Origin of the sequence: Nocardia rhamnosiphila NBRC 108938 (assembly GCF_000720425.1) — a bacterium.
Taxonomy (GTDB): Bacteria; Actinomycetota; Actinomycetes; order Mycobacteriales; family Mycobacteriaceae; genus Nocardia; species Nocardia rhamnosiphila.
The window spans coordinates 369,437-387,910 of the sequence record NZ_JOAJ01000009.1; the positions used below are offsets into that span (position 1 = coordinate 369,437).

Annotated in this window: 16 protein-coding genes and 1 tRNA gene; 11 read left to right on the forward strand and 6 right to left on the reverse strand. The window is 66.9% G+C overall.

The genetic code is table 11. From position 1 onward, the window contains the following. Positions 1 to 136: 136 nt before the first annotated feature. Positions 137 to 1,126, forward strand: a complete 990-nt coding sequence (locus IG75_RS0128415) for a stage II sporulation protein M (protein ID WP_030524418.1) — start codon at positions 137 to 139, stop codon at positions 1,124 to 1,126. 838 nt (positions 1,127 to 1,964) lie between these two features. On the opposite strand, the gene IG75_RS0128420 is transcribed toward IG75_RS0128415, so the two are convergent. Then, positions 1,965 to 2,732 carry an SDR family NAD(P)-dependent oxidoreductase gene (locus IG75_RS0128420; protein WP_030524419.1) on the reverse strand — a complete coding sequence of 256 codons (768 nt, stop codon included), beginning with the start codon at positions 2,730 to 2,732 and terminating at the stop codon, positions 1,965 to 1,967. A 220-nt stretch (positions 2,733 to 2,952) separates the two neighbouring features. Next, positions 2,953 to 3,035, reverse strand: a tRNA-Leu gene (locus tag IG75_RS0128425). 249 nt (positions 3,036 to 3,284) lie between these two features. Between IG75_RS0128425 and IG75_RS0128430 the strand changes: the two genes are divergently transcribed. From IG75_RS0128430 to pknB, 7 genes are all read left to right on the forward strand, one after another. Beyond that, positions 3,285 to 4,646: an FHA domain-containing protein gene (locus IG75_RS0128430; RefSeq protein WP_030524420.1), complete on the forward strand. Its 1,362-nt coding sequence runs from the start codon at positions 3,285 to 3,287 to the stop codon at positions 4,644 to 4,646. Positions 4,647 to 4,848: 202 nt separating this feature from the next. Then, positions 4,849 to 5,316, forward strand: a complete 468-nt coding sequence (locus IG75_RS0128435) for an FHA domain-containing protein FhaB/FipA (protein ID WP_030524421.1) — start codon at positions 4,849 to 4,851, stop codon at positions 5,314 to 5,316. Continuing rightward, positions 5,313 to 6,815 carry a PP2C family protein-serine/threonine phosphatase gene (locus IG75_RS0128440; RefSeq protein WP_030524422.1) on the forward strand — a complete coding sequence of 501 codons (1,503 nt, stop codon included), beginning with the start codon at positions 5,313 to 5,315 and terminating at the stop codon, positions 6,813 to 6,815. The genes IG75_RS0128435 and IG75_RS0128440 overlap by 4 nt, the downstream gene beginning before the upstream one ends. Continuing rightward, complete coding sequence (locus tag IG75_RS0128445) at positions 6,815 to 8,293, forward strand: FtsW/RodA/SpoVE family cell cycle protein (protein ID WP_030524423.1); 1,479 nt, start codon at positions 6,815 to 6,817, stop codon at positions 8,291 to 8,293. Before IG75_RS0128440 ends, IG75_RS0128445 begins: the two co-directional genes overlap by 1 nt. Continuing rightward, entirely contained in the window at positions 8,290 to 9,756 is a 1,467-nt protein-coding gene (locus tag IG75_RS0128450) for a peptidoglycan D,D-transpeptidase FtsI family protein (protein ID WP_030524424.1), read from the forward strand. The genes IG75_RS0128445 and IG75_RS0128450 overlap by 4 nt, the downstream gene beginning before the upstream one ends. 37 nt (positions 9,757 to 9,793) lie before the next feature. Continuing rightward, entirely contained in the window at positions 9,794 to 11,290 is a 1,497-nt protein-coding gene (locus IG75_RS0128455) for a serine/threonine-protein kinase (protein ID WP_030524425.1), read from the forward strand. Continuing rightward, on the forward strand, positions 11,287 to 13,197 hold the full coding sequence (gene pknB / locus IG75_RS0128460; RefSeq protein WP_030524426.1) for a Stk1 family PASTA domain-containing Ser/Thr kinase: 1,911 nt from the start codon (positions 11,287 to 11,289) through the stop codon (positions 13,195 to 13,197). Before IG75_RS0128455 ends, pknB begins: the two co-directional genes overlap by 4 nt. 80 nt (positions 13,198 to 13,277) lie before the next feature. Here pknB and IG75_RS0128465 read toward each other — a convergent pair whose 3' ends face one another. After that, on the reverse strand, positions 13,278 to 13,919 hold the full coding sequence (locus IG75_RS0128465; protein WP_030524427.1) for an aminodeoxychorismate/anthranilate synthase component II: 642 nt from the start codon (positions 13,917 to 13,919) through the stop codon (positions 13,278 to 13,280). A gap of 154 nt (positions 13,920 to 14,073) precedes the next feature. Between IG75_RS0128465 and crgA the strand changes: the two genes are divergently transcribed. Together crgA and IG75_RS0128475 are read left to right on the forward strand one after the other, a co-directional pair. Continuing rightward, the gene (gene crgA, locus IG75_RS0128470; protein ID WP_030524428.1) at positions 14,074 to 14,340 is read left to right on the forward strand and encodes a cell division protein CrgA; all 267 of its coding nucleotides are present in this window, start codon (positions 14,074 to 14,076) and stop codon (positions 14,338 to 14,340) included. A 93-nt stretch (positions 14,341 to 14,433) separates the two neighbouring features. Next, the gene (locus IG75_RS0128475; protein WP_030524429.1) at positions 14,434 to 14,895 is read left to right on the forward strand and encodes a PH domain-containing protein; all 462 of its coding nucleotides are present in this window, start codon (positions 14,434 to 14,436) and stop codon (positions 14,893 to 14,895) included. Between the two features lie 115 nt (positions 14,896 to 15,010). Here IG75_RS0128475 and IG75_RS0128480 read toward each other — a convergent pair whose 3' ends face one another. Then, positions 15,011 to 15,892, reverse strand: coding sequence for a rhomboid family intramembrane serine protease (locus IG75_RS0128480; protein ID WP_051715065.1), 882 nt, complete (start codon positions 15,890 to 15,892; stop codon positions 15,011 to 15,013). 187 nt (positions 15,893 to 16,079) lie between these two features. Here IG75_RS0128480 and IG75_RS0128485 point away from each other — a divergent pair, with 187 nt between their 5' ends. Then, positions 16,080 to 16,286, forward strand: coding sequence for a hypothetical protein (locus tag IG75_RS0128485; protein ID WP_030524431.1), 207 nt, complete (start codon positions 16,080 to 16,082; stop codon positions 16,284 to 16,286). A gap of 7 nt (positions 16,287 to 16,293) precedes the next feature. On the opposite strand, the gene IG75_RS0128490 is transcribed toward IG75_RS0128485, so the two are convergent. Together IG75_RS0128490 and IG75_RS0128495 are read right to left on the reverse strand one after the other, a co-directional pair. Further along, positions 16,294 to 17,088: an ABC transporter permease gene (locus IG75_RS0128490; RefSeq protein WP_030524432.1), complete on the reverse strand. Its 795-nt coding sequence runs from the start codon at positions 17,086 to 17,088 to the stop codon at positions 16,294 to 16,296. A gap of 59 nt (positions 17,089 to 17,147) precedes the next feature. Further along, positions 17,148 to 18,236: an ATP-binding cassette domain-containing protein gene (locus tag IG75_RS0128495; RefSeq protein ID WP_081877187.1), complete on the reverse strand. Its 1,089-nt coding sequence runs from the start codon at positions 18,234 to 18,236 to the stop codon at positions 17,148 to 17,150. Positions 18,237 to 18,474: the final 238 nt, after the last annotated feature.

Here is an 18,474-nt window from a genome sequence, read left to right on the forward strand (position 1 = left end):
CCGCGTCGGTGACACGGGGGTACATCCGTCGCCATCGGTTCGCCGAGTACGGACCATCGCTGCCGTTGGGCGCAGTCCGCGGCGGGTGGCCGGCGCGGAAACGACGGCGGTACAGGCGGGAGCGGGAGGCGAGCCCATGGACGTGGACGCATACAGCGCGCGGAACCGGCACCTTTGGGCCCGGCTGGACTCGCTGTCGCGCAAACGCACCCTTACCGGGCCGGAAACCGACGAACTCGTGCTGCTGTACCGGCGCACCTCGCAGCAGTTGGCCCGGTTACAGACACACAGTCCCGAACCGGAACTGGTGGCCGGACTCAGCGCGGTGATCGCCCGGGCCCGGGGCCGGATCGTCGGCAGCGCACCGAACACCTGGACCGAGATCGTCCGGTTCGTGACACACGGTTTTCCCGGCGCGGTGTATCGGGCACTGGGCTGGTGGCTGGCTGTCGCGGTGGTCTTCCTGGGTGTCTCGGCGGGGTTCGCGACCTGGATCGCGAACGATCCGTCGGCCCGGAAAACACTGGGCCTGCAGGGCAACACCGGTGTGCTGACCGCTCCCGGTGGCGCTTTCGAGACCTACTACACCGAGCATTCCAACGACGCGTTCGCCGCATTGGTCTGGACCAACAACGCGTGGGTATCCGCACTGGCCCTCTTTCTGGGTGTACTCATCGTGCCCGTGCTCTACCTACTGTTCATGAATGCCCTGAATATCGGCATTACGGCCGGCTTGATGGCCGAGGCCGGCCGACTGGACTCATTCTTCGCATTCCTGCTGCCGCACGGCATGCTGGAGCTGACAGCCATTTTCATCGCGGGCGGAGCGGGGCTGAAACTCGGCTGGACGCTGATCGATCCGGGCCGCCTCAGCCGGGCCGAAGCGGTCGCCAGGCAGGGCCGCGTCACCGCCGCCATCGCGCTCGGTTTGGTACCGACCTTGCTGGTAGCGGGCCTTCTGGAGGGATTCGTGACGCCGAGCGCCTTGCCCACGCCGGCCCGGATCGCCATCGGATTCGCCGTCGAGGCAGCGTTTCTCACCTACATCTTCCTCGCCGGCAGCCGTGCCGACCGGCCCGCCGAGACGATGATGGCAGAAGTAGCGGTAGCGCAACTTTCGCGGTAACGGGTAGACAACCTCGAGCACACGGCAATCGACCGCGTTTTATGAGGTCGCAGCAACGCGAACCGAATGACCTGCGTGGATTCCCCCATTTGAATTCCGCTGGCCGCAGCGAGTCGCCGCTCTAGCTGCGGCCAGCGTTACCGTTGACTCTACACAATCGTTATCCCTACGCAACCCGTTGCGGCTGAGGTCACAGGTATGCGTCGCAGTTCGGCAAACTTTCAGGAACCCCCATCTCGACCCTTGTCCAGCTAACTTCCAGCAGGGCGTGCCGGACTTACAGCGGTGCTTTCATTTGCAAGTACATTTGGTTTTTACTGGTCACAGACATATCCGTAACCATGGTTACGGATAACGAGAAAGCGGTTCGCCACGCGGTTCCCCCGAACGGCCGTTAACTCGGTTGTTCCCTCGCCGACCTGCGCGTTCGCGCGCCGTTAACGCGGTTGCCGAACAGGCGATACGAACGAAAAATACCTAGAGTTTGTTTAGCCGGTACAAACCCGCCACACCCCCCGTACAGCGGCCTGGTAAACACCTCGCGGTAGTTAACCATGGTGGTTCCAGGGCGTGAGCTGGGTCACCGGAGCTGCCTACTGAGGCAACCCTCAGCAGCGCCGCCGCAATCGAAAAGTTCTTGTGTGATCTCGGTCTCATTCAGGCATACCGAGAGTTCGGTGCGCTGTTCGCGCCGGAGCCGGCCATCGCAACCTTGCGCCGCGACCGGGCCGGATCATGGTCCCGGGCAGCGCATTCGGCACCCGGGGAAAGAAATAAGGCCGCAGCGGCGATCGCGCCTCGCGCGAGCACCGTTGCGGCCTCGGAACATCATGGGACATCACATGAGCGCGCCGCCGTCGACGCGGATCTCGGTGCCGGTGATGTAGCGGCCGTCATCGGATCCCACCATCGCCACGACGCCGGCGATATCCTCCGGAGTGCCCAGCGCACCACCGTTCAACCAACCCGTCAGCCGGGCGAACAGGGTCCAGTCCGCGTCCTCCGGTTGTTCGGTGATGGATTCGGTGGTGATCCCGCTCATGATTCCGGCCGGAACGATATTGACCGCCCGCAGTCCCTGCTTCGCGTACTCCAGACCGATCGCGTGGGTGAAAGAGGCCACGCCACCCTTGGAGGCCGCGTAGGCGGCCAGATAGGGGGCCGACTGGAAGGCCGACGTCGACGACAGATTGATCACCACGCCCCGGCCGGATTCCAACAGGGGTGGCAGCAGCGCCTGGGTCACCAGGAACGTGCCCGTGAGATTGACGGTGATGACCCGGTTCCACTCGTCGAGCGGCATCTCGTGTGTACGGGCCGGCTTCAGAATGCCCGCGCAGTTGACGAGCACATCCAACCCACCGAGGGTTTCGAGCGCCGTCCCGGCGGCCGCGCGCACCGACTCGATATCCGCGATGTTCACCACCACGGTGCTGAGCCGGTCGCCCACATCGCCGGCCTTCTCCACTGTGGTTGCCAAACCGGGCTCGTTGATATCGGCGGCGACGAGCCGGGCTCCTTCGTCCAGCAGTCGCAGGGCCACGCCCTGGCCGATCCCCGATCCCGCACCTGTCACCAGTACTCGACGGCCTTCATATCTCCGCATGGCATGAATTAGAACAGGTTCGAAACGGGAGTCAACGGGTTCCGCTTATTTTCCGGCATGTTTCTGAAACACGTTCTAGGCATCCTGCGGAGCCACGGCGGACCGAGCATGACCAACGCCACACACCGGATTTCGCAGACTATGATGCCGGAGCGGTACACACTCGACGGCAGAAAAAGACGAAGCCGCGGACCCCTGAGGATCCACGGCTTCTTCTCGGTGGGCGAAGGGGGACTTGAACCCCCACGTCCCGAAGGACACTGGCACCTGAAGCCAGCGCGTCTGCCATTCCGCCACTCGCCCGAGCGACGGTCAGACACTAGCACGGAGATGTCCGGGAGACGAAATCACGTGGTCACAGGCTTTTCGAACCCGCCGCTGACCAGGGCCCGGAGCACGAGGACCGCCGGGAAGGGAACTCCGGCACGGTTCCGGTAGTTACAGGTACAGCGGAACGTGGATATCATGCAGAGAACGTGCTCGTAGAACGACACGCCGTATTCGCGTGTCGTCGTAAAGAATGAGGAGAGACTCACCGAAGGGAGGGCCCGGATGGGGATCGTCTCGCGTTTCGAGCGTCGCCTGCAGGGCGCCGTCGGTGACGTCTTCGCCAGAGTCTTCGGCGGGAACGTCGTTCCCCAGGAGGTCGAGGCAGCGCTGCAGCGTGAGGCCGCCGACAACGTCCGAGATGTCGGTGGTGGGCATCTGCTCGCACCCAACAGCTATGTGATCACCATCAACTCGTCGGACCACCGGCAGCTCGACGCCGATCACGACCTCACAACCCGTGCTTTCGCCAAACATCTGCAGGATTACATCCGTGAGCAAGGCTGGCAGACCTATGGCGAAGTACACGTGGCGTTCGAGGCATCCCCTACGCTGCACACCGGAATGTTCAGGACGAGCGGTCGCGTCGACCCCGACGCCGGCCGCGGAGCCGCACCGGCTCACCGCCCCGAACCGCTACAACGACCCGCTAACCCGCAACCAGGAGCTGGCCCCATGACGCAGAACTCTGGCTACGACCCGAGCCGTGAGCACGCGGAGTCCGATCCACGTAATCGCGGGTACGCTCCCGGACCCGCGGGACGCGGGCCGCAGAACGGCGCGTACCCCGAGGACTACGGTCCCGGCGCGGCCTACAACGGCGGCCCGGATTATCAGAACGGCTACGACTACCAGCAGGGTGGCGCCGCCTACGACCAGCAGGCCTACGGCGCCCAGCAGGGCGGCTACGACCAGGGCTACGGTCAGCAGGGCTATGCCCAGCCCGGCTACGACCAGGGGTACGACCAGCAGCAGGGCTACGGCCAGCAGCCCGGCTACGACCAGGGCGGCTATCAGGGCCAGCCCGGCTACGACCAGGGTTATCAGGGCCAGCAGGGTTACGACCAGGGCTACGACCAGCAGGGTTATGCCCAGCAGGGTGGTTACGATCAGCAGGGCTATGCCCAGCCCGGCTACGACCAGGGGTACGACCAGCAGCAGGGCTACGGCCAGCAGCCCGGCTACGACCAGGGGTACGACCAGCAGGCCTACGGCCAGCCGCAGGGCCAGGGCTATCCCCCGCAGGCCCAGCAGGCCGGTTACGGCGCACCGGGCGGATACGCGCCGGCGGCCGGGCCCGGTTTCTCCGCGACCCTCGCGCTCGACGACGGCAGCGGCCGGACCTACCAGCTACGGGAAGGCAGCAACATCATCGGCCGCGGGCAGGACGCGCACTTCCGTCTCCCCGACACCGGTGTCTCCCGGCGCCATATCGAGGTTCGCTGGGACGGCCAGACCGCCATGTTGTCCGATCTCGGTTCCACCAACGGCACCCTGGTGAACGGGTCTCCCGTGCAGGATTGGCAACTCGCCGACGGCGATGTCATCCGTGCCGGGCACTCCGAGATCCTCATCCGTATTGTCTGATGCCGTAGGCTCGCCGTGCGGATCACGAGGCGGCTCTCGCATAATGGGGCGGCCTAATCGTGATCGGTATCGTCCGACGGCCCTATGATGTGCCAACACACGCGCGGCACCGCACAGCGGTCCGCCGGGACGAGCATCGCAGTGGGGTGGGTCGCACCACGCCTACAGCACCGACACACGGTCGAACAGGAGGTGGAGCGCCGTGCAGGGATTGATCTTGCAGTTGACCCGAGCCGGGTTCCTCCTGCTGCTGTGGCTGTTCGTGTGGGCAATCCTGCGTACCCTCCGCAGTGATATCTACGCGGCCTCCGGCAAACGACTGCAGACCCGGGGACCGCGCGGTTCCGCGGTGCTGCCGTCCATGCGCCGAGGCCAGAAGGGCGCCAAATATCTTGTGGTGACTCAAGGTTCTCTCGCCGGTACCCGCATAACGCTCGGTACCCAACCGGTGCTGATCGGCCGTGCGGACGATTCCACGCTGGTGCTCACCGATGATTACGCCTCCACCCGACATGCCCGGCTGTCCCTACGCGGTGACGACTGGTACGTCGAAGACCTCGGCTCGACCAACGGTACCTACCTGGATCGTGCCAAAGTCACCACCGCAGTCCGCGTTCCGCTCGGCACTCCTGTCCGGGTCGGCAAGACAGTGATCGAGCTCCGATCGTGACACTTGTTCTCCGCTACGCAGCGCGCAGCGACCGCGGCCTCGTCCGCGCCAACAACGAAGATTCCGTCTACGCCGGCGCCCGCCTGCTGGCCCTTGCCGACGGCATGGGTGGCCACGCGGCCGGCGAGGTGGCGTCGCAACTGATGATCGCCGCACTGGCGCATCTGGACGACGACGAACCCGGCGAGGATCTGCTCGGCAAACTGAACCGGGCCACCCACGCCGGTAATGCCGCCATCGCCGAACAGGTCGAGGAAGAGCCCGAACTAGACGGTATGGGCACCACGCTCACCGCCATCCTGTTCGCCGGCAAGAAACTCGGCATGGTCCATATCGGCGACTCGCGCGCCTATATGTTGCGCGACGGCGAACTCGCCCAGATCACCCGCGACGACACATTCGTCCAATCGCTGGTGGACGAGGGCCGGATCACCGCGGAACAGGCTCATACTCATCCGCAGCGCTCGCTGATCATGCGCGCGCTCACCGGTAACGAGATCGAGCCGACCCTGGTGATGCGCGAGGCCCGGGCCGGGGACCGCTATCTGCTCTGCTCGGACGGTCTGTCCGATGTGGTGAGCGACGAGACCATCGCCAACACCATGCGTGAGGGCAGTACCGACGAATGCGCCGACCGGCTCATCGAGCTCGCGCTGCGCAGCGGCGGGCCCGACAATGTGACCGTCGTCGTCGCCGATGTCATCGACCTCGACTACGGCCAGAGTCATCCGATCGTGGCCGGCGCGGCATCCGGCGAAGCCGAGGACAACCCGCCGCCGAACACCGCGGCCGGGCGGGCCGCCGCGATGCGCCCGCCGGCCGCCGCCCCGCGCCGGGCCGCCGGGGAGCCCGAACCGCAACCGAAGAAGTCCCACAAACTGCGCTGGCTGTTGCTGGCGGTCGCCCTCGTACTCGCGGTGGTGGTCGGCCTGGTCGTCGGCTACAAGATGATCCGGACCAACTACTACGTCGGAGCGGACAACGACAGTGTCGTGGTCATGCAGGGTCTGCCCGGGTCGATTCTGGGCTACTCGATCCACGACGTGAACCTGGTCGGCTGCGTCACCTCCAAGGGCGAGCTCAGCCTCGTCGAGAGCGGCGCCGCCCTGCCGCAGGGCTGCCGGGTTCTGAAGGTCAGCGATCTGGAACAGACCGGTCGTGACCAGGTCGAGCGCGGGCTGCCGCCCGGCACCCTGGACAAGGCCCGCGAGCAGATGGCCGTGCTGGCCGACCGTGAGCTGCTGCCGGTGTGCAAGAAGAATGCCTCGGCCGCGCAGCCGGGCGTGGTCACCACCACCCCGGCCCCCGCCCCCGCTCCGGCGGCGCCCGCGCCGACGCCCACCGACGCGGCTCCGCCCGCCCCGGCCAACCAGCCGCCCGCGCCCGGCACCAACGGGGAGAACCCCGCGCCGCCCGCGCCCCCGACCACCACCGTCCCGGCTCCGACGACCACCGCTCAGCCCCAGATCGCCGGGGAGAACTGCCGGGTGACGGACTGATGTCCGCACCGGCACCACCGTCCGCCGGGGCTTTTCCGAGCCCCCCGGGCGGTTTCGCTCCGGCGCCGTCGCCGACGACCCGGCGCAATACCGAGCTCATGCTGCTCGGATTCGCGGCGCTGATCACCACCGCCGCACTGGCACTGGTGGAAGCGAGCCAGGAAGAATCGCTGACCTGGGATATCGCCAAGCTCGGTTTGGCCTATCTCGGTCTCTTCGCCGTCGCGCACCTGGCGGTACGCCGTTTCGCTCCCTACACCGATCCGCTGCTGCTGCCGATCGTGGCGCTGCTCAACGGCATCGGCCTGGTACTGATCCACCGGCTCGATCTGGCCGATCAGCAGACCGCCGCCTACAACTCCTGGGAGATCCCCTCTCCCGACGCGAACCAGCAGATCCTGTGGACCGCGCTGGGCATCATCTTGTTCGTCACGATCCTGCTGGTGCTGCGCGACTACCGCACGCTGGCCAAATACGCCTACACCCTCGGTCTCGTCGGATTGGTGGCACTCGCGATCCCGGCGATCCTGCCCAGTTCGCTGTCCGAGGTCAACGGCGCCAAGATCTGGATCCGGCTGCCCGGTCTCAGCCTGCAACCCGGTGAATTCGCGAAGATCCTGTTGATCATCTTTTTCGCTTCGGTGCTGGTCTCGAAACGGGAGCTGTTCACCGCGGCCGGGCGGCACTTCCTCGGCATGGAGTTTCCGCGGGCCCGCGATATGGGCCCGATCCTGGCCGTGTGGATCGTGTGCATCGGTGTCCTGGTGTTCGAGAAGGACCTCGGCACGTCGCTGCTGATCTTCAGCACGGTCCTGGTGATGCTCTACATCGCCACCGAACGCGTGGGCTGGCTGCTCATCGGCGGCGGTCTGCTCGCCCTCGGTTTCGTATTCGCCTACCAGATGTTCGGGCACGTCCGGGTACGCGTGGAGACCTGGCTGCACCCGTTCGACGACTACAACAACACCGGCTACCAGATCGTGCAGTCGCTGTTCGGCCTGGCCACCGGCGGTCTGGCGGGTACCGGCCTGGGCGCCGGACGACCGTCGCAGGTGCCGTTCGCCAAAACCGACTTCATCGTGACGACCATCGGTGAGGAACTCGGTCTCATCGGCCTGACCGCGATCCTGATCCTGTTCCTGGTGCTGGTGCTGCGCGGTATGCGCACCGCGCTGGCGATCCGGGACAGTTTCGGCAAACTGCTCGCGGCCGGGCTCTCGTTCACCATCGCCATCCAGGTCTTCGTGGTGGTGGGCGGAGTGACCAAGCTGATCCCGCTGACCGGTCTCACCACGCCGTTCGTCTCCTACGGCGGTTCCTCGCTGCTGGCGAACTACGTGCTGATCGCGCTGCTCATCAAGATCTCCGACGCGGCGCGCGAACCCGCGCCGGCCCGCCGCCGCGAACCCGCCCCGGCGCCGCTGGCGGAAGCGCAGACAGTGATGGTGTCACGACGGCAAGGGGGTCTTCAGCGTTGAACACACCATTACGCCGCGTCGCCATGGCGGTCATGGTGATGATCGTCGCCCTGCTGCTCAACGCGACCTACGTGCAGGTCATCAAGGCCGACGACTACCGCGCCGACCCCCGTAACTCGCGGGTACTGCTCGACGAGTACTCCCGCCAGCGCGGACAGATCTCGGCCGGCGGCACCGTGCTGGCCAGTTCGGTGTCCACCGACGACCGTTACAAGTATCTGCGCGTCTACCCGACCGATCCGCAGGCCTTCGCCCCGGTCACCGGTTTCTACTCCATGCAGTACGGCAGCACCGGACTGGAGCGGGCCGAGGATCCGGTGCTCAACGGTTCGGACGCCCAGCTCTTCGGCAGTCGGCTGGTCGACCTGGTCTCCGGTCGGGACCCGCGCGGCGGCAATGTCGTCACCACCATCGATCCGATGATGCAGCAGGTCGCCTACAACGAACTCACCAGCAAGGGTTACACCGGCTCGGTGGTGGCGATCGAACCCAGTACCGGCAAGATCCTGACCATGGTGTCCACGCCCAGCTACGATCCGAACCTGCTGACCGGGCACGACGGAGCTCAGGGCACCCAGGCCTGGGAGGATCTCGGCGCCGACGAGAACCAGCCGATGCTCAACCGGGCGATCTCGCAGACCTACCCCCCGGGCTCCACGTTCAAGGTGGTCGTCACGGCGGCCGCGCTGTCCAACGGGAAGGCGAATCCGCAGTCCCAATTCACCGCGGCGCCCAACATCACCCTGCCGGGCACGAGCACGACCCTGGAGAACTACAACGGCTCGACCTGCGGATCCGGTGCCACCGCCACCCTGTACGAGGCTTTCCGCCGGTCGTGCAACACCGCGTTCGTGGAACTCGGTGTCGATGTCGGGGCGGCTGCTCTGGAAGACGAGGCCGCCGCGTTCGGTATCGGACCGCATCGCGGGATCCCGATGCCGGTCGCCGAGAGCACCGTGGGCAGCATCCCGGACAACGCCGCTCTCGCGCAGAGCAGTATCGGCCAGCGTGATGTCGCGCTCACCCCGCTCGACAATGCCGTGATCGCCGCTACGGTGGCCAACGGCGGTGTCCGGATGGAGCCCTACCTGGTCGACCAGTTGCAGAACCCGGATCTGAGCGAGCTGTCCACCACCGAGCCGGTCTCGGTCGGCCAGGCCGTGAGCGCCGATGTAGCGTCTACGCTGACCGAGCTGATGGTCGCCTCGGAGGAGAACACCGCCGGCAGCGGCGGAACGTCCTATCGGATCGCGTCGAAGACCGGTACCGCCGAACACGGCGCCGATCCACGGAACACTCCACCGCATGCCTGGTACATAGCCTTCGCACCTGCCGAGAACCCGAAGATCGCCATCGCGGTCATCGTGGAGGACGGCGGTGACCGGGCGCTGGCGGCAACAGGTGGGTCGGTCGCCGCGCCGGTCGCCCGGGCGGTACTGGACGCAGGTCTGCGAGGTCGCTGAACGAGATGGATGTGCGAGTGAATCTGCGGGGAACCCGATGCTGACAAACGGCGCGTTGATCGCGGACCGCTACCGGCTGCAGCGGCTGATCGCCACCGGTGGGATGGGCCAGGTCTGGGAAGCCCTGGACACCCGGCTGGATCGCCGGGTCGCGGTCAAGGTCCTCAAGTCGGAGTTCTCCGCGGACCCGACCTTCCGGCACCGCTTCCGCACCGAGGCCAAGACCACCGCGCAACTGAACCATTCCGGTATCGCGGGCATCTACGACTACGGCGAGACCTACGACCCCCAGGGCGGCGAAACCGCCTACCTGGTGATGGAACTGGTCCAGGGCGAGCCGCTCAACACCGTATTGAACCGGCTCGGCCGGCTGTCGGTGGCCCAGGGCCTGGACCTGCTGGAACAGACCGGTCGCGCACTCCAGGTCGCGCATCTCGCCGGCGTGGTGCACCGCGATGTGAAACCGGGAAATATCCTGGTCACCCCCACCGGCCAGGTGAAGATCACCGATTTCGGTATCGCCAAGGCGGTCGATGCCTCTCCGGTCACCAAGACCGGCATGGTGATGGGCACCGCGCAGTACATCGCGCCCGAGCAGGCGGTCGGCGAGGACGCCACCGCGGCCAGCGATGTGTACTCCCTCGGTGTCGTCGGATACGAGGCGCTCGCGGGGCAGCGGCCGTTCACCGGAGACGGTGCGCTCACCGTCGCGATGAAACACGTCCGCGACGTGCCGCCGCCGATGCCCACCGACCTGCCGCCGAATGTGCGCGAACTGGTCGAGATCACACTGGCCAAGGACCCGGCCCAGCGCTACACCGACGGCGGTGAATTCGCCGAGGCGGTCGCCGCGGTGCGCTCGGGCCGCCGCCCGCCCCCGCCCCGTAATCTCCCGGTGGCCGGGCCCACCAGCGTGATCGCGGCTCCGCAGCCGGGATACGACGAGACCGCGACCGTCCGCTACAACACGCCTCCCGCCGCCATGGCCGGGCCGGCGACGACGTACGACCGCGGCGCGCACGACCCCGGTGACGACGACTACCGCGGCAACCCCGGCGGCGGCATCCTCAACAAGAACCAGAAGTGGATGATCGCGCTCGGTATCGGCGCGCTGCTGCTGGGTGGTGCCGTGGTGTGGCTGCTGTTCGGCGGTGACACCAACCCGGCGGGAACTTCGCCGGTCACCTCTTCCACCGCACCCACCACCCGCCCGCTGCCGGCGCCGGTCACCACCACTTACGAAGTGACCGAGCCTCCGGTGTGGACGCCGCCCGTGGAGCCCACCACCACCGCGCCGCCGGCCGCGACGACCACCACACCGCCGCAGCCCTCGACCACGACAACTCAGCCGCCGACCACCACCACTTCCGCGGCGCCGAGCACCACCGAGACGACGGCGAGCGAAGAGACCACCGGCGAGGAAGAGGAGACCACCACACGTCGCCGCCCGCCGGTCCCGACGATCGATATCCCCTTCCCGGGGAACCCTGTCGACAACATCGCGCCGGACCTTAATTTGCAAGGACAGCCATGACGACCCCGAAGAATCTCTCCTCTCGCTACGAGCTGGGCGAGATCATCGGGTTCGGCGGTATGTCCGAAGTCCACAAAGCACGCGACCTCCGGCTCAACCGCGATGTCGCGATCAAGGTGTTGCGCGCCGACCTGGCCCGGGACCCCACGTTCTATCTGCGCTTCAAACGTGAGGCCCAGAACGCCGCGGCGCTGAACCATCCGGCCATCGTGGCGGTCTACGACACCGGCGAGGCCGAGATCGACGGCGGACCACTGCCGTTCATCGTGATGGAGTACGTGGACGGTGACACGCTGCGCGATATCGTGCGCAACGAGGGACCGATCCCGCCCCGGCGCGCGATGGAGGTCGTCGCCGATGTGTGCGCGGCGCTCGATTTCAGCCACAAGGCCGGGATCGTGCACCGCGATATGAAACCCGCCAACATCATGATCAACCGCGCCGGCGCGGTGAAGGTGATGGATTTCGGTATCGCCCGCGCGCTCGCCGATGCCGCCAATCCGATGACCGCCACCGCGGCCGTGATCGGCACCGCCCAGTATCTGTCGCCGGAGCAGGCGCGTGGGGAGACAGTGGACGCCCGGTCCGATGTCTACTCGGTCGGTTGTGTGCTGTTCGAGATCCTCACCGGTCAGCCCCCGTTCACCGGTGACTCCCCGGTCGCCGTCGCCTACCAGCATGTCCGGGAGGATCCCCGGTTGCCCTCGCTCGTCTACGAGGGGGTGCCGCGGGAACTGGACTCGGTGGTGCTCGAGGCGATGGCCAAGAATCCGGCCAATCGCTATCAGAGCGCGGCGGAGATGCGCGCGGATCTCATCCGGGTGCTGGGCGGTCAGAAACCCGGTGCGCCGATGGTGATGACCGACGAGGACCGCACCACCATGCTCGGCCCCGCGGACGGTTCCGGCCGTGGCTATCGCGGCGGCGGCGAGGACGACGACTACGACGATTACGGGCACGACTCCGGGGGCCGTTCACGCCGCACGGCCTATATCGCGGCGGGTGTGGTCGCCGCGGTGGTGGCGGCCTTTGGGCTGTTCTGGATGTTGCTCGGCCCGGGCAGCAGACCCGACCAGGTGGCCGTCCCGGATCTGTCCAACACCTCCGCCACCGAGGCCCAGAAGAAGCTCGATTCGCTCGGCTTCGATGTGGCCGTCCAGGAGAAACCCGACGGCAAGATCAGTGCCGGCAATGTGATCGCGACCCAGCCGCTGGGCGGCTCGCGCGCCGACGAGGGCAGCACCATCACCGTGCAGGTGTCCACCGGTCCGCAGCAGGTGCCGGTCCCCCGGCTCACCGGCCTGTCCCAGCAGGACGCCGAACAGGAACTCAACAACGCCGGCCTCCAGGCCAATCCGGACGTGAAGCGGGAACCGTCCAGCGCGCAGGACAAGGACAAGGTGATCGGGCAGGATCCTTCGCCCGGTATCGAGATGGACGCGGGCAGTCAGATCACGCTGACCATCGGCACCGGTCCCAAGCAGGTCCGCGTCACCGAGGTGGTCGGCCAGCTGATCGATGTGGCCCAGCCGAACCTCGAGGGCGCCGGCTTCAAGATCGTGATCGAGCAGGTCCAGTCGGCGCGGCCGCGCGGCGAGGTCCTCGCCACCAGCCCGGCCGGCGGTTCGACGGCCGACGAGGGTTCCACGATCACGGTCCAGGTGGCGCAGAGCGATCGGATCGCGATGCCGAACCTGGTGGGGCTCACCACTGCGGAGGTCGTGGACAAGCTGCGCGAAAGCGGCTGGCAGGGCAGCGCGAACCAGGTCCGTCAGATCACGCAGATCACGCTCAACTCCGATCAGGCCGGCAAGGTTCTCAGCCAGCAGCCCTCGGCCGGGACCACCGTGCCGTCGTCGACGACGGTGACGGTCAATACCGGCGTAATGCCACTGGGACCACCCTGATCCGCCGCCGGGCCCGGCCCGGCGACTCGGCAGGATATACGAAACCGGGCGGCCGTGAATCGGCCGCCCGGTTTCGTATATCAGACGGCCAGGGAGGCGACCTCTGCTTCCAGCATCTGCACCAGCCCCTCCTGGGGGCGCTCACCGCAGACCTCCAGCCAGTTCGCCAGCATCCGGTGCCCGCCCTGGGTGAGGACCGATTCCGGATGGAACTGCACGCCGTGAATCGGCAGTTCGTGATGGCGCAGGGCCATCACGATCCCGGTCTCGGTGCGGCCGATGACATCGAATTCGGGCGGAAGCGTCTTCTCCACCACGGTGAGCGAGTGATAGCGGGTGGCAGTGAACGGATCGGGCAGCCCGGCCAGGACTCCGGTGCCGATATGGAATACCGAACTGGTCTTCCCGTGCAGCAGTTCCGGAGCCCGGGTCACCGTGGCGCCGAAGGCCGCACCGATGGCCTGATGCCCGAGGCAGACGCCCAGCAGCGGGGTACCCCGGTCGGCACAGGCACGCACCAGGTCGATACTGGCGCCCGCGCGTTCCGGGGTGCCGGGGCCGGGGCTGATCAGGATTCCGTCGAAATCGCCGGCCACGGCCGTCGGGTCCGCCAGCTCCGGGTCGTCGTTACGCCAGACCACTGCCTCGACGCCGAGCTGGCCCAGATACTGGACCAGGTTGAAGACGAAGCTGTCGTAGTTGTCGACGACCAGTACACGCATGCCCAAAGATTACGTGTTCGCACGCCGGCACACCCGGTCCGGCCTGCGATTGCGCCACAATCGGTCACGCGGACTGTACGGCCGCTGGGCATCACACCGATTACCTGGTGGGATAGCCTTGGAACACGACCTGCACGCTGAACACGAGGACATCATGCCCAAGTCGAAGGTCCGGAAGAAGACCGACTACACGATCAACCCCGCCAGCCGTACGCCGGTGAAGGTGAAGGCAGCTGGTCCGTCGCCTGTCTGGTACGTCACCATCATGCTGGGCTTCATGCTCGCGGGCCTGGTCTGGCTGCTGGTCTACTACCTCGCGGCCGACCAGATCAGCTGGATGAGCAACCTCAATGCCTGGAACTTCCTGATCGGGTTCGGGCTGATGGTGGTGGGTCTGATCATGACGATGCGCTGGCGTTAGCGGCGCCTCGCCCGGGGTTACACCGGTGTAATTAATGCACACCTGTGGATAACTCTGTGGATAACCCTCGACCTCAGATGGAGGTATACCCGCGTGCAGCCCGAGCGCACCGAGCCCCGTCTCGCCTGGACGACGCCCCTGCCCGCGTTGATCGCGGCGGCCGGCGGCGGGGTGGTCCTCGCGGTCGCGGCGGTACTGACGACCGAGCTGCCCGGCAAATTCCTGCTCGGGGTGGCCGCGCTGGTACTGCTGGGACTTGCCGCGCTCGGAATGCGGCAGCGACCACGACTCTCGGTGGTGCCGGGCGAGAACCCGCGGCTGGTGCTGCGCACACTCACCGGCGTCACCGAATACACCCGTGACCAGATCCTGCGGGCGCGGGTGGTCGGCTACCGCCGGCTGGGCCGGAAATCGCCGATGCTGGAGATCGATGTGGACCATCTGGGATCCGAACGGCTACTGATCTTCGGCCGCTGGGATCTAGGCACAAGCCCCGAGGATGTCTACGACGCGGTGCGGACGGAACTGCGGTTGCGCGGCGACGCCGCGCGCTGAGCGCGCCGACGGGTCACCTCGTGGTCGCACGACTGCGCGGGTCCGAATGTTTCACGTTGAACATGCCTGGGCCCGCGAGACCCACGCGCCGGAGCCTCGGCGCGGTACGCCCGGCTCACCGCAGCGAAACCGCCGCGAGCACTATCACCGCCACGGCCAGCACCGCCAGGGCTGCCAGCGCGAGCACCCCGACCAGCCGGGCCCGCTCCGGCGTCCGAACCCGCACCCACGCGGGCAGGAACATGATGCCGAGCGTCGCCAGGGTGCCCGCGGCAAGACCGCCCAGGTGCCCCCACAGCGAGATACCGGGTAGGGAGAAGCTGATGAACACGTTGATCGCGATCAGGATCAACATATTGTTCGGGTTCTGCCGCAACCGGATCAGCACGACCGTGATCGCGCCGAACAAGCCGTACACCGCGCCCGAGGCCCCGGCCGTGAGACTGTCCTGGGCCAGCAGCATCACCGCGGCCGATCCGCCGAGCAGCGAGATGAGATACACGGCCAGGTAGCGGGCCCTGCCCAGCACCAGTTCGATATCGCGGCCGACGATATACAGCGCGAACATGTTCAGCAGCAGGTGGATCAGCCCGTAGTGCAGGAACCCGGAACCGATCACGCGGAACCAGTCGCCGCCGGCCACGGCGGGTGGATACATGACCCAATCCACGAACAGCGCCGATCCGCGCTCGTTCTCCATCACGCTGCGCGACTGCGCCGCGGTCACGACGTAGACCAGGATATTGAGCGCGATCAGGGTGTAGGTGACGAACGGGACCGAACTGCGGGCCGCGGCCGAACCCGATACGGTCCGCACCTGCGGCGTGCTGCGCTGATCGGCCCGCACACAATCGACGCAGTGCTGGCCGACCGAGGCGGGACGCAGGCATTCCGGGCACGCCGGACGTCCGCAGCGGGTACAGGACAGACCGGTCGGGCGGTCGGTGTGCCGGACACACACCTGAGCCGGCGTCGAGGGCTGCTGGGGATTCACCACGGCCTCCGCTTCGTTCCCGGAGCTGTATCGCGGCGCGCTCGCCACCTGGCCGGGCGTGTCGTACTCACCAGCCCATCGTGCCATGCGCGGCCGCGGTCCGTAGCTCGCCGGTTCCGCGCCCGCGGTCGGCGGCGATGCCCTGACCTGCCGGTCTGCGTTATCCGCCGGGCTGTGCCAGAGTTGAGCCATGAGCTCGAGGCCACTGCGTCCATCCAGTCGTTCGCGCTATCGGTTGCTGGCGGCCGCCGCGGTGGCGGCGGCGGGCGGTACCGCGTGGCTGGTGCGCAGCAAGCGCCCGCAACCACCCGAACCGGCCGCGGCGCCGCCCCGGATCGGCTATACGCGTCACGGTGCCGCGGTGGCCTCGGACGATCCCGAAGCCACCGCGGACTGACCGACTCTCAGCGGCTGACGGTCTTGCGGTACTGCCGCAGTGCCAGCGGTACGAAGACGGCCAGGATGATGACCACCCATACCAGGGTGGTCGCCACCGGGTGCCGCATCGACCACGCGGTGGATTCCGCGGTGAGCGGGGCGGCATTGCCGAACAGTTCCCGGGATGCCTGGGTGAGCGCCGATACCGGATTCCATTCGGCGAAAACGCGCAGCGGTGTCGGCAGTTCGTCCATCGGCACGAAGGTGTTGGCCAGGAAGGTGAGCGGGAAGATCACCATGAAACTGGCGTTGTTGAACACCTCGGGCGTACGCACGATCAGGCCGACCACGGCCATGATCCAGGAGATCGCGTAGGCGAACAGCAGCAGGAGGACGTAGGCCAGAACAGCGTCCAGGACCGACCCGCGGATCCGCCAGCCGACCACCAGGCCGGTCAGTGACATGACCACCAGGCTCACCACATTGATCACCACATCGCTGACCGTGCGTCCGATCAGTACCGAGGACGGGGCCATGGGTAGCGAGCGGAACCGGTCGATGATGCCCTTCTGCATATCCTCGGCGAGGCTGAGCCCGGTGAACGTGGACCCGAACACCACTGTCTGCACGAAAATGCCCGCGATCAGGAATTCGCGGTAGCCGCCCTCCATACCGGGAACCTCGATGGCGGTACCGAAGATATAGGCGAACAGCAGGACGAACATGATCGGCGAGAGAGTGCTGAAGATCAGCACGTCGGGCACTCGCTTTATCTTGATCACATTGCGCTTGGTGACGGTCAGACTGTCGCTGACCACCATGGACAGCCGCTCGGCCAAGGTGGGGTTCTCCCCGATATCGCCGACGGTCGCCAGCGCGGTCATCTGCTTCTTCCTTCCATCGCCTCGATTGCTTCCACTTCGCGCGCCGGACCGGATCCCTCGGACCCGTCCGCTTCAGGGACCACCCCGGGGCCGTCGCCCCCGGCCTTACCACCCTCGTATTCGCCGGAATCATCGACCGTTTCCTCGGCCTCGTGCCCGGTGAGCGTGAGGAACACATCGTCGAGCGAGGGCCGGCGCAACCCGACGTCCTGGATCTTCACACCCTCGTCGCTCAGCTTTCCGATGGCGGCGACCAGCGCCTGGGATCCGTCGCTGACCGGCACCACCAACCGGCGCAGCCCGGGTTCGATATGGATATCGCCGTCGGCCAGCGGCGCGAGCGCTCGCCGGGCCACGGCCAGATTGTCGGCGTGATCGACGGTCAACTCGATCCGGTCGCCTCCGACCATGCTCTTCAATTCGTCGGCGGTGCCGCGGGCGATCACCTGGCCCCGGTCGATGACCGCAATGGCATCCGCGAGGCGGTCGGCCTCTTCCATGTACTGGGTCGTCAGCAGCAGGGTGGTACCGCCGGCGACGAGTTCCTCGATGACATCCCAGAGGTCCAGACGAGCTCGCGGGTCCAGACCCGTGGTGGGTTCGTCGAGGAACAGCACCGGCGGGTTGGCCACCAGCGCCCCTGCCAGGTCCAGCCGGCGGCGCATACCACCGGAATAGCCGCGGACCGGGCGGTCGGCGGCATCGCTGAGACGGAACCTCTCCAGTAGCTCGCGCGCGCGTTCCTTACTGCGCCGCGTACCCATGTGGTACAGCCGCCCGACCATCTCCAGGTTCTCGAAACCGGTCAGATACTCGTCGACCGCCGCGTACTGTCCCGAGGCCCCGATCCGCGAGCGCAGCGCACGCGGCCGGGCGAGTACGTCGATTCCGGCGACGGTCGCCCGGCCGGCGTCGGGCACCAGCAGAGTGGTGAGCACTCGTACGGTGGTGGTCTTGCCGGCTCCGTTGGGTCCCAGCAGCGCGGTGACCGTGCCTTCGGGCACAGTCAGGTCGAGGCCGGCGAGTGCGCGCACCCGGCGGCCGTAGTGTTTGACGAGACCCTCGGCGACTATTGCGTCGGGCATGATTCTCCTGAACTGAGTAATCGACAAGGACGAGTCGTATATCGCCGGTGGTGGGCCACCGACCTCAGGCGCTTCGGCCGCCGGCCGATACAGTGCAGTATCGTCGCGGCCACCGACGTTTTCATCCGATTTATCCGGTTCTCCGGCCCCCTCCCCGCCCTGCGCAGGTTCGCGTCCCGGATCGGCCGCGCCCGGGGTAGCCGAGACGGCATGCGACCGCTCTCGTATTCCCCGCTCC